Genomic DNA, 14117 nt, shown 5'->3' with positions numbered 1-14117 from the left:
AGAAGTCACTTTGCTTTTTACCTGTTATTCTTTGAAAATGGTTAAATAAAAAGATCCTGTTTCAAAAAATGAAACTTATATTTTGTAGGTTCATATCCGATAAGAGATATTATACATTTTATACGTTATTATCTGATGAAAAAAGTTAAGAAAAAAGAAGCGATATGGGCCTTTGCAACTGCCATTTTTATAGTACTTTTCAACTTTAGTTTTTTTGGGTTAGACAGCTTTTCGAAAAATGGCACAATAGATATCAATATTCACGATACTTATTTCGTAATATCAAAGTTTTACTTTTTTATCTTATTTGCCGTCTATATCTTTTTCTGGGTTTATCTAGTAAGAATACTTAGAAAAAAGTTTAAAAACCTAGCGGCGAATATTGGTTTTATGATATCAACAATACTAGTAATTATTACAAACATGTATTGTTTATCGTTTTTAAATGCATTTGGTGCTAATAACAAAAAAAACCACAATATTATAGTTAATAATCCTGTTCAGGATTTTATAGACATTCTGTTTTACATCTTCTTGATTTCTCAACTTTTTCTTTTGGTATTTTTGGTTTATTGTGGTTATAAAACAGGTGTAAATCAACAAAAAAAGCAACAGTTTCTGGAACAGTAATACGCTATGTATTCATCCATACTTTAAAATCACTGGTTTTTTGTCTACTTACTATAAATTCCTGATCACGAGGATTTATAACTGAAAGCTTAACTCTATGATTGAAATAAGAATCTATTTTGGAAATAGAGTTTTTGGCAACAATTTGTCCACGATTAATTCTGAAGAATTCATTAACATCTAAAGAATCAAATAATTGATCCATGGTTTCATTAATGATGTATCTTTTGCTAGACGTTACTCCAAAAGTGATGCTATCCTGAGAATATATATACAAGAGGTCAGAAATTTTGATTTGAACAAGCCCACCTCCTTCTTTAACCAAAATACCTTCTCGTCTTTTTGACACCTGCATACTCCCGAGCAGTTGTTTTAAAATAGAAGGCTCAATCAAACTCGATCTATTTGATTTCTTAAACTTTTCTAACGCTTTATCTAATTCGTCTTGCTGAATGGGCTTAAGAAGATAATCTACACTATTAACTTTAAAGGCTTGGATTGCATATTGATCAAAAGCAGTAGTAAAAATGATAGGACTATCTATCTCAATTTTCTGAAAAATCTCAAAACTGAGACCATCAGCCAACTGGATATCCATAAAGACCAAATCTGGCTTTGTATATTTTTGAAACCACTGTATTGTATCTTCAACGGTATCGATAACGTCCAACAAAACGTATTCGAAACCACATAATTCGAGCATACTTTGTAATTGATTTACAGCTCTTGGTTCATCTTCAATGATCAATATGTTCATAACTATTCTTTTGATCTGATATTTTCAATAATGGTAATGAAACTATAAATCGATTTCCATCATTTTTGATTTGCAATGGTTGGCCAGAAATCAATGCATACCGTTTTTCAATATTTTTTAATCCAACTTTTGTAGATGGCATCTTGGTTGATTTTGACTGAATTTTATTTTCAACCACCAAACGATCATCTTCAGTTTTTACATGAATAACCAATGGTTTCATTTTGGAAACCACATTATGTTTTATGGCATTTTCTAATAACAGTTGTAAACTCATAGGGGCTATCATATAGTTCAACGAAGTATCAGAAATGTTCCAATTCAATTTCAGGTTATCCCCGAATCTTTCAGATTGTATATGAATATAAGCTTTAGCAAATTTCAATTCATCTCTAAGTGAGATTAAATTTACATTCCCCGATTCTAGTATAAATCTATACACATCAGATAATTTATCTACAAATTGCTTTGCATCCTCTTTTGAGTTTTGATCAATTATATCTCGTAAGGTATTAAGGCTATTGAACAAAAAATGAGGTTGGGCTTGATTTCGTAAAGTATCCAATTGCGCTTGTACAATAGCTCGCTTTGTCTGTTCTTCTTCTCTTACGGATTTTTTGAGTTGTATATAGTAATAAACCGCTTCGTATATAGCCATAGTCATCGTGCTTATCACCACAACCGGTAAAACTATTTTGGATCTTGATACGGGGTTATAGTTTACACCCCACATCAATGACAGAAGCACTCCTCCAACAAAATCCACTATAATAACTGTACTAATGATAGTAAGAAATAATAATAAATTTCGTTTTACACTATCTTTTAAGGCTGGATATTTTTTACGAAAATAAATCAAAATTCCCCTAAGAATAAACCAATCGCAAGTCGAAAAAAAAAGCGACACACTCCAATTTAATACAGCCTCGACAAAAGGCAAACGAGTAAAAGAAGAATTACTAAAAAGATAGTCTGTTACAAAACTAAGAACAAAAACACCTATGACAATAAACCAAAAGTCATCAAAACCTAAATATTTTATTCTTTTTTGTTTATTGACTAACATTATAATTTTATTACATCTTAATTAGCGGTATTCCTTGTTTAGCTTGATAAAAAGTAAAACCAATCCATCCTGCGTAAAACAACCCAAAAATAATCACTGCAACGATTTGATTTCTATGCACTGTATTCCATTTTCTGGATAGCCATAATGCGAATAACGGAATTATTTGTATACCATGCAATCCGAAAAAATGTGCTATTCTCAAGTCACCGGCAATGGTACTCCAATTTACCAATGGTAGCCCAGGCCCACCATCTACCACACCAACATTATGTGACATCTGTCCAATCATCTGTCCGCCAACCCAACTACCAAAAAGTACTACCACCCAACCTATTAATATGGCAACTTGTACAGATTTGGTTGCCCCTAATTGCAATCTAATAGTCTCAATGATAAATAGAACCATAATTAAAACGTTTATTGCTATCAATATTCCCATGGCCGCAAAAAGCAATCCATCAAACAGGCTACTCTGATTATAATGAGATTTTACACCTCTTGCTGCTTGATAAAAAATAATTCCAATTTCTATTAGTAATGTCCAAGAAACCATGTTGTTAATTACATTTTTCTTTCTTTTGGAGAATGGATATAGAGTGATCAGATATCCTAAAGTCAAAATATAAATCCCACCAGAGATAGAGAATTTGAGAGGTTTGACCCAAACATTCACTCCCATTAACATCCTGTCATCTATTAATAGTCCGCCTATACAGATGAAAGCTAAGAAAAAATGAATCATTACAATTCCAAAAAGTATTGGACTCGATGATTTTACTGTATTTAATACTTTATTTAGGTCACTCATAACTATTGTTTTTTGATCGTTTTGATAATGAAAAAGAGAAGAAACCCTACCGGACCAAACATAAATGTTGCGAAAAGACAAGGAGCCATTAGTATTTGATGAATTCCTAGTTTTTTATTCTGATCCAACATCCACATACCTATAAGAAGATCGAAAGCCAAATAATGTACCCATCCGGCAAGCACAGCATTTTCTTCTGTAAACAAAGTCATTACAGAACCTAGACTTCCAAAATCCATCCATCCTCCTATTTGTATGGCTAGAAAAATATAGAGGGCATATATTAATGATAGTAATAATGGAATTACTTTGAAATCGATTAAGAAACGAGTGACTTTCCATTTGGGCAACAGAATCATCAAAAGCCACATAGGCATTGTAATCATTCCTGCTACTGAAAAAACTTCTGAAGGAGTCATAATGAATAGTTTAAAAGTTTGGTTTAATTAATGACTCAAATTTGTGATTGTTCTACAAAAAATAAAACGACTTTATGTTCAACCGTCGTTAAATGAAGTTGAATTGTTATTCGTTTATTTTGATACGGAAGTTTTGTTTGTGGAATAGAAACAGGTTATCCAAAAATTTGTGAGTTTTAAAAGGATTTATAGGATGATAAAGAAAAAATCCTATATGTATTCAAAACACTCATATAATTATTAAAGAAGAAATCTTTTTACCAGGTATTACCTCATTACTCTTCCTCCTTTTTGAAACTCTCTCTGAACCCCATTAATGATGTCCGTTTGATAAATGGTTTTCTTATTTGCTTTTAGCGAACAAAGACAAGCATATTGAACAATATTCATAATCTCTGCACCAGACAATTCATATCGTTGTGCAATTAAGGTAAGATCAACATCTGAATGAAATCTTATTTTTGAAGGAAAAGCTTTTTTCCAGATCGCCAATCTTTCTGAAAATTTTGGAAGTGGAAAATGTATAATTGATTGAAAACGCCTAACAAAAGCATCATCAATATTGCTTTTAAGATTTGAAGCCAATATAACCAGACCCTTATAACTTTCAATTCTTTGTAGTAAATAAGACACCTCTTGATTGGCATATTTATCGTGGGCATCACGTACATTGGTTCTTTTACCAAATAAGGCGTCGGCTTCGTCAAAAAACAATATATTTTCGGTTTTCTCGGCTTTGGCCAGTAGATTGGCCAAGTTTTTTTCAGTCTCTCCAATAAACTTGGACACCACCATTGAGAGATCTATTTTATACACATCTTTTCCTGTATATTTACCCAGCAACGTAGCTGTTAACGTTTTTCCGGTACCCGGTGGCCCATGGAACAAGGCTCTATAACCTGGTTTCAGTTTTTTATACATCCCCCACTCATTAAGCAATGTATTACCATGGGAAATCCAGGTTTGTAGTTCTTGTATTTGAGAAAGCGTTTCGCCATTAAGAACCAAATCATCCCAATTCATCTCGGTTTCGATGACTTGAGCAGGAAACTTCATACTAAATGCTGGTCGACTTACTTTTCCCAGCAAAAAGAGTTCGACATATTCCTGCGAAAAAACAATCTTTCCACTCATTTTTGGTTCTCCTTCGGGAGCTTCTTCTAACCAAAGAATACGTTTTTTGGCAAAAAAATGATCGGTATCAAAAATTTCTTGAATTCCTCTTCTCTTTTGAAGACTATTACCCCCTAATAAGAACATAGCTGTTTCGCCGGTAGGAAGGAAACCACGAAAATTTTTACCACGAACACCTCCTAATTTTGGAAAATCTCCATTAGAAGATAATTCATCTTGAATAATTGTATCCAAAAAACCACTGTCGAAGTGCGGAGACAATGCCAAAATGATTATTGTTTTTTCTATGTCACTAAGCTGAGCATCTTTTATAATTATGGGAACATGCAATTCCCATTCTTTTAACGATGGTAGTTTGGGCTCAACGGTAATCGTATTTTTATTAAAATAAGTTTGTAATCGATATTGAATTAATTGCTTGAGATAATCAAATTCAGCATTATTGCTCATTGTCATTATATTTCTTAAAATAAAAGAGCTTTCAGCTATTCTGAAGCTTTCTTGGTCGAATCCTTTTTATTCTGTTGTACCACATGCGTTAATTCATGCGCCAACAATCGTTTTCCTTCTGTAGCATCTGGATTGTATTTACCAGCATTAAAATATACATCTTTTCCGTGAGTAAAAGCCTGTGCTCCCAAGGCTTCATTCATTTCTACAGCATCCTTGCCGGTATGTATATTGACATCGCTAAAATCTTTATTAAAATGTCCTTCCATTTCTTTTTGTACAGGTTTTGGTAGTTTTCTGCCACTTCCTGCTTTGTTTTTTATTTTATCCGATAATGCCGAGTTTGTTTTTTTTCCACCACTTTTACTTTTGTGTTTAGCTTGCAAAGGCTCTTCCTCTTCCATCATTTGAACAGGCTCTTCTTCCTCTTCACCCATCATCTGTAGTGACTCCTCTTCTTCTTCCATTTTGTTTACCATTTCTTCCTCTTCTTTGGTCTGGACCGGCTCTTCTTCTTCCATCATTTGAACAGGTTCTTCTTCCTCTTCACCCATCATCTGTAGTGACTCCTCTTCTTCTTCCATTTTGTTTACCATTTCTTCCTCTTCTTTGGCTTGAACAGGATCTTCTTCCTCTTGCATCTGTACGGCCTCTTCTTCTTCACCATTCATTTTCTGAACCTTTGGTTTTTCCTGTACCAGTTTGTCTTCTTCCATGCGCTGTTCTGCTGTACCCAACTTTTCGTCTTCTTGTGGAGTAGCTAGTGATTCTCGCTGTATTCCATTGGCTGCTCCATTAATATTAGGTTTTGATGTTCGATCAACTACAGCATTAGCCACACTGTCTGCTTCTTTCTCATACTTATCGCCAGGTTGACCAACCGTTAATTTTGTTTGAACTGCACTCCCATTGGCAGTATTAAAAAATGGTTGTTTATTTTCTTTAGAAAAGAAAGATGTCTCTTTATGCTCTTTTCCTTCATTATTATGAGGACGTTTGTTCCGACGGCTACGTGATGTACTTTTCATCTCTCTACACTTTTTAGTTCATCTAAAATTTTGACAAAAACTCTTTAGTTAACTCTTTATAATCCTGTGCTCCGTTTGAGTTTTTATCATAGTTAAAAATATCCATCCCTCTTTCCTGGGCATTAGCAAGTGCAATATTGCTACGAATATGAGTTTTAAAGATCATTTCCTTATTAAATTCATCTTCTAGCTCTTTTTTTACTTGCTGGTTCATTTTTTTGCGGTAATCATACTTTGTAAGTACGAACCCCATAAGTTTAATTTGTTTATTTAGTTTCTTTACTAATTCAAAATGGCTTAAAAAACTTCTTACTCCCTTAAGTGGCAAGAATTCTGCCTGTAACGGAATTAATACAAAATCACTACTCACCAATGCATTAATAGTAAGCATCCCCATAGAAGGAGGACAATCTACAAGCACATAATCATACGACTTAATAGGTTTGATTAATTGTGCCAAAATTTGTTCTCTTCCATACACACTTGCCAATTCTAATTCGGCACCAGCCAAATCCAGAGAAGCAGGAATCAAATCCAGTCCAGAAGCCTGGATCAAAACCTCGGTAATCTTTGTTTTTTCACCAAACGCTTCTTTACGCAGCACTGTATAGATTGAATCTTCTATAGTATCGGTTATACCCAATGACTGAGTAAGATTGGCTTGAGGATCGACATCGATCAACAATACTTTTTTACCTTTCTTTTGTAGCCCTGCAGCCAGATTAATCGCCGTTGTAGTTTTGCCTACGCCTCCTTTAAAATTTGCTACTGAGATTACTTTCATAGGTGTATTATATGCTATATAAATAGTATCAAGCTGGTATTCTTATAAATATACACAAACTTGATTGGAAAAACATCTTTTATTTCTTATCCTAATTCTGCATTAAAGTATTGGCACACTCTTTCCCAAACTTCGCATCCCACTTTATTGCCTAGTTTACGTCCTTCCATATCTCCATCTTTAAAATGGATTCCACCAAACAACCTTGAAATCCCGGCTTCATCTGAAGCACTTTTTAAAGTTTTCCAGTCGAGAGTCGTGTCCTCGCAAGGGGTACAATTGGGTTCTATTTTAGATCCACCTTTGGGGATCGTTACTGATTCTCCATATTTTCCACTACCACAAAAGCTAGACAGCACTTCCTCTGCAGCGGCACTAAATGTGCTATGCCCTGATACATATTCTGCAAAAGGAGGGGTTGGAATGTATGGTATCCAATTTTCGCCTTCTATGGTTTTGGTCCCTTCGCAAGGACCTCCCCAAGCTTCAATACTTTTACCACGATACAAATCCTGAATTGCAGATATGGGTCGCACATAATCATAATATACTTTACAATCCCAGGCTGCAATACCCGCATCAAGCAAGGCGTTACCAAGAGCAAAAAACATTTTGATATCAAACGAGTTTTTGTGCCCATACATTCTAGAAAGGTATCGTGCCTGTCTACAACATTGTTCTGGTGGTGTAGCGGTGCGATTAGGATCGCCATCTTTTGGAGAATCTGCAAACTTATCTTCATGCATTCCTGCCCAAAACTCGGCAATCAACTTTTGTTCGTCGGTTAAGCATGCACTGTACTGAATTACCATATCTGCCTGTATCTTGTATGCTTTTTCGTTACAAGGAGCAGGAGCAGGTGGTCTAAACTGACCGGGCCACGTTAACGCAAAAGGTTTTACCAATCCCCAATGCGCCGTTAAGAATGTTTGGGGTTTATGATCTACCAATTGTGGTTGCCACCTGTCTTCGTGTTTAAGCGGTTGTGGTACCGGAGGATTTATAGGACAATAATTGGCAAAATCTGAATACCTGCCATCCTCTAGTGTAGCATATTGATTGGCGCGGTCCCCGGATCGACAATCAATAATAAGTTTACCACAAAGATTACCGAGACCAGCGGGATTATCGGGTTCCAGGTTTTTATCATCGGGATCAAAATTGCATTGCTGCATAAAATCCCGAAATATATTTTTCTTCTCTGCAGGTAGGTCGAGCCAAAACAGCTCTTGCAATACCGTATATGCTGCATGACTATAGGCGGTTTCTCTATTTCGAGGTTTGCACTCATGTCCAGGGCGTTGTAAACGCTTTCCTGTGGTGGTGCTTACCTCATCGCCATCGTCATTATAGTTGGTCCATGCATCATACATTGCCGTATGTACCATTGCCAATGCCCTTGCCGCCACCGTTGGTGACATCCCTACATAGTGTATGGCATCGCAGGTTAATCTATTCCATATCTGAACTTCTGTTGGGGTATAGTTATTATCTGTTGCCATTGGTTTTAAGATTTTATGTGTGTTCTATAATTATTTTTCTTCTAAATAAAGTTTTAGTGAATCTTGATAATCCAAAGGTTCTAATATTCTGTTCACTTCTATTAATTCTCCTAATGACTCAAATGTTAAATCTTGATATCCATTTAACCCTTCCCAGTCATAAGTTGTGCTCATTCCCCTTTGGTTAGAATATATGTATATACGTGCTATTTTTAAATCACCATCTTCCTTAACAATAAAAAATGCGTGACTCAAAAGTTTTATGTCGGGATCGGGATTAACAGTAGAAACATATGCAATCCATACCTCACCATATTTCTGATGATTATAATGACTTATTTTAAATAAATGCCTTGGGTTGTAGGCTGGTTTATTTTTCTTTTTTTCATAATACTCATCACTTTCATTCTTTGTTTTATAAATCAACCCCATTTGGCCTGCTAATGCACTAATTGTGTGCTGATGCATATTTCTTAAAGCTTGATTTGCAAATTCATAATCTGGTTTTTTTTTAGCGTCGTATGCTAGGGCCTCATCCTGAGAAAAGTTATCTATTAACTCTTGTACTTCTTTCATTGTTTTAAAGCTATTGTTTTTTTAATATTTCTTTTAAGTGTGTATCCTGACCTATTTCTACTTCAATATCCACATCCTTACTCTCAACAAGATTCCCGTCTTTATCTTTTAGGTGTATTTTGCCAACGTTGTATACAATTGAATTACAAAATTTAGGATCTCTATCCCTGGCAAGTGCATTGTGCAGTTGTTGTAATCGTTCTCTTTTTTGATCGGGCGTCTCCCCAGAGATTTCTGCCGTTCTTGCTGCGATTGTATCTGCTACAGTGCTATCTGAAATAGCCATCCATTCGGCTGCAACATTGATATCAAAGGTAATGTATTTTGCTTTTTTAAGGATTGTAACATACTTAGTTTCTTCATTAGCTACCAGCCTCTTTATTTCAGATTCGGCTCCAAACATTATTTGTTTGTTATAATGCTCTGAAGTAGTTATTAGGTTGAGTGCCTGAGAATACCCTGATCCCTGGAACCAATCTGCGATCAAATGCGAGGCATTAAATTTAATTGTTGTATCGTCTACCTGATCTTTAAATTGATCTCTCATCTCCTCCATAACTTGATCTCGATTCTCTGGATCTGGAACGTTTAACACGTTTTCACGATTGGCACTGCTTCCTGTTGCTGCATTTTGTATTGCCTCTCTACTATCGGCATTACTAGCAGAAACAGTTCTACCTCTTGTACCAGGTTCTTTGACTGCCAAATTTCTTCCATCGATAGTATGATTCGTAACCCGTGCCCCACTTGCCAGCTGATTCTGTTGTATGGTAACCGTAAATTCTTTCTTCTCTGGCGGTTGATCCCCTATCTGTACTGTATAATGGTAATTAACCACCAATTTACCATCGGTAGTACCATCATAATCTACTGTAGATTCTAGAATTTTGTACTGATCATGCTCTCCCTCTTCTCCCTTAAATACAGATTCTAGACGTTGATTAGAAATCGGCTCTTTCTCTCTTTCAAATACCTGATCTCTAAGACTTGCAAAAGCATTTCTGGCTTGACCTCCTTCAATTTCAGTAATCTTTTGATCGATCATCTGCTGTTTCTCTGTAGCGCTTAATGAAGAATCCATCACTTTATTAGCCGCTCTTTCTACCTGACCTTTAACATAAGTACCATATTCTTCAGAATTAGTGATAGGCTTCTCTACAACTTGTTTAGTTCTTGGAGCGTCATTTTTCAACTTATTAACCAATCCAGACCACGATGTAAACCCTTGATTTTTATTTGTTTCTCTTAATGCTTTATTGGCTTCAAAAATTGGTTTGGCTTCTTGAAGTAGCATTGTTGAAGCTTTTAAGTGAGTTTTTGCTACTATATCCCTATCAAATCCGAGATACATAGAATCTTCATTATCTGTATCTCCAAATATAGTAAACAGGTTTTTAAATATTGAAATCATTCTATCTTGAGTTGCTTCTACGGCATTATCTGCTTCTACAGCTTCAGAAGTGCTTTCTGCTGTAGGATCTGCAGTAGCTTGTGACAACTCTTCATTAGCTTTAATTGCTTCATTTTGCAATTTCTCATATAAATATGCAGCCGAGTCTAAAAAGCCAGTTGCAACTCTCTTTCTAGCATTGTCTAATGTCTCTAATCGCGATCTCCAATCATTAAGCCTTTCAGATATCATCATTGGTGAACTGGCGATCATGGCATCAATTTGATTTCCAGATACTCTTATCCAAATTCTATGATTTTCACCATCGGCATCAAACCTTGCTACCTTACCAATTTCTCCATCGCCGGCTTGTAAATCGGCATCGGCATCTTGTTTTTTACGTTTTCCTCTTTCAGTATTATCACGATCTCCTATATCAATCGAGTAATCCCATGTTTCACCACCATCGATGACTCTGGCACCTTCTACTACGGGATGCGCCCTGTGCCATGCTTGCAACATAGATTGTGCTGCAGATTCTTCGATGGTTCCATCTTCACCGGCGGCATTTGCCTCCCTTGAGCGAAGGTCTCTTATGGCATCTGCCAATAATTGAGCACGCTCGGCTTCACTCATTAATGGTACCCGTAACAAATGCCTTCCGTTATCTTCTCTGGCATGTTTTACAAATATTGATACGTTATCGTCTTGTTTATCGCGCAATTGTATTTGATCCAGCCCATACTTGGATTTTACACGTCTGGCTTTGGCTTCTACCACCCCTTCTGTGGGTTTAGGATCTGCGTTTTCAAGTCTTGACATTTCATCCAGTGCCCGCATGTATTTTTGTTCATCTGGTAGGTTACGCAAGTTTTCTTCTCTGCGGCCACTTGGCGGTAATCCTTCTCCATCTCCTGTAACTTCAGGATTTTGATTTTGGTTTCCTTCTTGTCCATCCTGCCATTGACCATCGGGATTGGCATCTGCATCTCCCATACGTCTTGGGGGTGGATCTGCCATGACATCTGCCGTAAACTTATCTGGATCAAATTCTACGGGTGAGAATGTTAACTCTGGTGCATCACTTGATCCTACTAGCCAGTCTACATCGGCTCCTATTCCCATACTGTCCCCAATTGGGTATTGTACTTCTCCCAATGGGTACTCTTCTCTACCGTCGGGTGCTGGTGACCACCACGGACTATCCAATTCATAGAACAATGCACCCGAGAGTTGTAAAAATAGTTGAGCTGCAGCCTCAAAATGTCCTTTTAACCTGGATTCTCCTACTTTTCCTCCTTCTGGCGAAGCACTTTCACTGTATTCAAAGGTTGGTGTCGCCTCGGCATATGCCCTCAATCCTGCTGCAGCAGTAACATTAACGCCAGCCTTAACATCATGACCTAATAGTGTAACTCCTACACCAGCCTCTGCTTCTAAACCTAACACCGCAAAGGCATTAATGCCTAGGGTACCTGTAATACTAAACTGTTGTAATACGGTTGGATCTGTAGAATAGGTTCCTGTAAAGCCTACATTTTTAAGTACCAGTGGCCCAAATCCTGCATTCACAAACATTCCTATACCCGCAAACAGAAATACTTGTCCTACTAGTGGGATTCCGTATCCGGCTCTGATCTCAACATCAAAAATCTGAACTTTCTTACCACGTTGTTCCATGAGTTCGATCTCATCGGGAACAACAATCTCTCCTACAATAGTTACATGACCCTGGTTATCGATTCCTACTTTTGCGGTACCCTCTAGCCAAGGAGTTATCGTTGCTTTTACTTCTCCCCAACCTGCAAGCACCTGGTTATTCTTTGTTTTTGGCGTTTCTTGTTGTTGAGCCGGTGGTGCGTCTGCTTGAGCATCCATTGCTTCGACACCTAGTGCCGCGTTCATCATTTGTCTTGATCTTGCTGCATCGGTAACGAGGAAAGTGATCTCTCCAGAGAATTTTTCAGATTCTATTCTACCTGTACCTTGTATGGTTACAACTCCTTCAATATATTCGGCAATAACAGTTACCTGTACATTTGCGATATCACCACGTATTTCTCCACGACCGCTAAGTTTTCCATCTTCTCCTCTGGCTACAGTAAACTCTCCTTCTGCCAGTCCGGCGATACTCACATTTGCATTAAGATTAAAGGTAAACGTCTCTCCCGTGATACCCATTCCACCGCCTGCTTCCAGATATCCATCAACAACAGTACTTAATGCACTTACCTGAAAGACGAGGCGACCGTTTTCAAACTTATTTTCCAGGCCATCAACATTTATAGGATCAATTCCCAAAAATTGCATTTGTTCAAGCTTACTATTGAGTCCTCTAATGAATCCTTGCACATCTCCTGTGATTGGATTTCCTCCCATTTTCACACTCAAAAATCCTGTGGTGGTTTGATCATCACCAAATCTATTGAGTACCAAAATGGGTTCTACACCCGCTTCACGCATCGGATCCAGGAAATTCCATCCCGAAACATTCAGGTATTTGTGGTTTCCTTCGGCTAATTCATATTTTGCAGTTTCACCTTCGGCTGTTGATCTTTTTTTATTAACCTTAATTGTTCCTCGATAACGCTCGCCAATTTTCACTTCCAGGTCAAAAGTTCGTTGCCCTCTACGCCTGTTATTATACTCATAATCCAAGTAAGATGCCCATTCATTGGTTAATTCAAGTCTATGGGTAATATCCAAAGGAGTTGTCGGTCTGGTTGGAGCCACTTCTTCTGTATTGGCAGCTGGGGTTTCTTCAACTTTTTGAACAGCAGGTTTTGATGCACCTTGCTGCATCGTATGCGTCAATTCGTGTGCTAATAAATGATTCCCCGCAGTTGTATCGGTGTTGTATTTTCCTTCGTTAAAATAAATATCACTACCATGAGTAAATGCCTGAGCACCAAGATCATTACTCATTTCTGCAGCATCACTATCATTATGCACTCTTACATTGCTAAAATCTGCCCCCATGGCAGATCCCATACTTTCTTGGGTATCTGACGGTAATGGACTACCTCCACCTTTACTGTTGTCCAAACGACTTTGTAAATCTGCACTTCCCGAATCGTCTTCTCCTTTTTTCTGTACATCGGGTAATACTTTGGCTTGTAACTCTGATTCTGGCTCTGTATTACTTTCAAAAATAGGTTTGCGCTGTAACCCTTGAGGATCCTCTGTTATCTCTTCATCTTTTTTCTGTAATTTTTCCTGATCGTCAACGATAGAAGGTTTGGTTTGAATGGCTGTTCCAGAATTTGATACATTTGAAGAGTTTTTGGTTTCTGAATTGCTTGATGATGTACCAGAATTGTTTAATTGATCTACTACGCTATCTGCTGTAGCATCGGCTTCCTTTTCATATTTATCATTAGGTTGACCAACAGTAAGTTTAGTCTGAACCGAATTAGGGTTGAAAAATGACTCGGAGGCTTCTGATTTTGAGAAAAAACTATTTTGCCCTTCTTTATTAAAGAACGGTTCTTGTTTTTTTTGGACTATAGTATTTCCAGATGTTTTGGTATTTGAATCAGATTTTTTCAATAGTACTTTTCATTGTTTTTT

The 14117-nt window shown here is 36.9% G+C and carries 11 protein-coding genes; 1 reads left to right on the top strand and 10 read right to left on the bottom strand.

Features of this window, described 5'->3' with window-relative positions; all coding sequences use genetic code 11:
- The first annotated feature begins 135 nt into the window (after positions 1–135).
- Positions 136–630 (top strand): hypothetical protein, encoded by a 495-nt coding sequence (locus U6A24_RS08120; protein ID WP_324179445.1) that lies wholly within the window; start codon positions 136–138, stop codon positions 628–630.
- A 4-nt stretch (positions 631–634) separates the two neighbouring features.
- Here U6A24_RS08120 and U6A24_RS08115 read toward each other — a convergent pair whose 3' ends face one another.
- From U6A24_RS08115 to U6A24_RS08070, 10 genes are all read right to left on the bottom strand, one after another.
- Positions 635–1387, bottom strand: a complete 753-nt coding sequence (locus U6A24_RS08115) for a LytR/AlgR family response regulator transcription factor (RefSeq protein WP_324179444.1) — start codon at positions 1385–1387, stop codon at positions 635–637.
- The gene (locus tag U6A24_RS08110) at positions 1368–2453 is read right to left on the bottom strand and encodes a sensor histidine kinase (RefSeq protein ID WP_324179443.1); all 1086 of its coding nucleotides are present in this window, start codon (positions 2451–2453) and stop codon (positions 1368–1370) included. The genes U6A24_RS08115 and U6A24_RS08110 overlap by 20 nt, the downstream gene beginning before the upstream one ends.
- A gap of 10 nt (positions 2454–2463) precedes the next feature.
- Positions 2464–3264 carry a hypothetical protein gene (locus U6A24_RS08105; protein WP_324179442.1) on the bottom strand — a complete coding sequence of 267 codons (801 nt, stop codon included), beginning with the start codon at positions 3262–3264 and terminating at the stop codon, positions 2464–2466.
- A 2-nt stretch (positions 3265–3266) separates the two neighbouring features.
- On the bottom strand, positions 3267–3683 hold the full coding sequence (locus U6A24_RS08100) for an ABA4-like family protein (RefSeq protein ID WP_324179441.1): 417 nt from the start codon (positions 3681–3683) through the stop codon (positions 3267–3269).
- A 267-nt stretch (positions 3684–3950) separates the two neighbouring features.
- On the bottom strand, positions 3951–5267 hold the full coding sequence (locus U6A24_RS08095; RefSeq protein ID WP_324179440.1) for an ATP-binding protein: 1317 nt from the start codon (positions 5265–5267) through the stop codon (positions 3951–3953).
- 35 nt (positions 5268–5302) lie between these two features.
- Complete coding sequence (locus U6A24_RS08090; RefSeq protein WP_324179439.1) at positions 5303–6295, bottom strand: eCIS core domain-containing protein; 993 nt, start codon at positions 6293–6295, stop codon at positions 5303–5305.
- Positions 6296–6317: 22 nt separating this feature from the next.
- Positions 6318–7079, bottom strand: coding sequence for a ParA family protein (locus tag U6A24_RS08085; RefSeq protein WP_324179438.1), 762 nt, complete (start codon positions 7077–7079; stop codon positions 6318–6320).
- A gap of 86 nt (positions 7080–7165) precedes the next feature.
- Positions 7166–8581 carry a vanadium-dependent haloperoxidase gene (locus tag U6A24_RS08080; protein WP_324179437.1) on the bottom strand — a complete coding sequence of 472 codons (1416 nt, stop codon included), beginning with the start codon at positions 8579–8581 and terminating at the stop codon, positions 7166–7168.
- A 30-nt stretch (positions 8582–8611) separates the two neighbouring features.
- On the bottom strand, positions 8612–9157 hold the full coding sequence (locus U6A24_RS08075; RefSeq protein ID WP_324179436.1) for a hypothetical protein: 546 nt from the start codon (positions 9155–9157) through the stop codon (positions 8612–8614).
- A 10-nt stretch (positions 9158–9167) separates the two neighbouring features.
- Positions 9168–14096, bottom strand: a complete 4929-nt coding sequence (locus U6A24_RS08070) for an eCIS core domain-containing protein (protein ID WP_324179435.1) — start codon at positions 14094–14096, stop codon at positions 9168–9170.
- Positions 14097–14117: the final 21 nt, after the last annotated feature.

Source organism: Aquimarina gracilis (assembly GCF_035285365.1).
In the GTDB taxonomy this organism is placed as follows: domain Bacteria; phylum Bacteroidota; class Bacteroidia; order Flavobacteriales; family Flavobacteriaceae; genus Aquimarina; species Aquimarina gracilis.
This window is presented reverse-complemented; position numbering and strand designations above follow the sequence as displayed.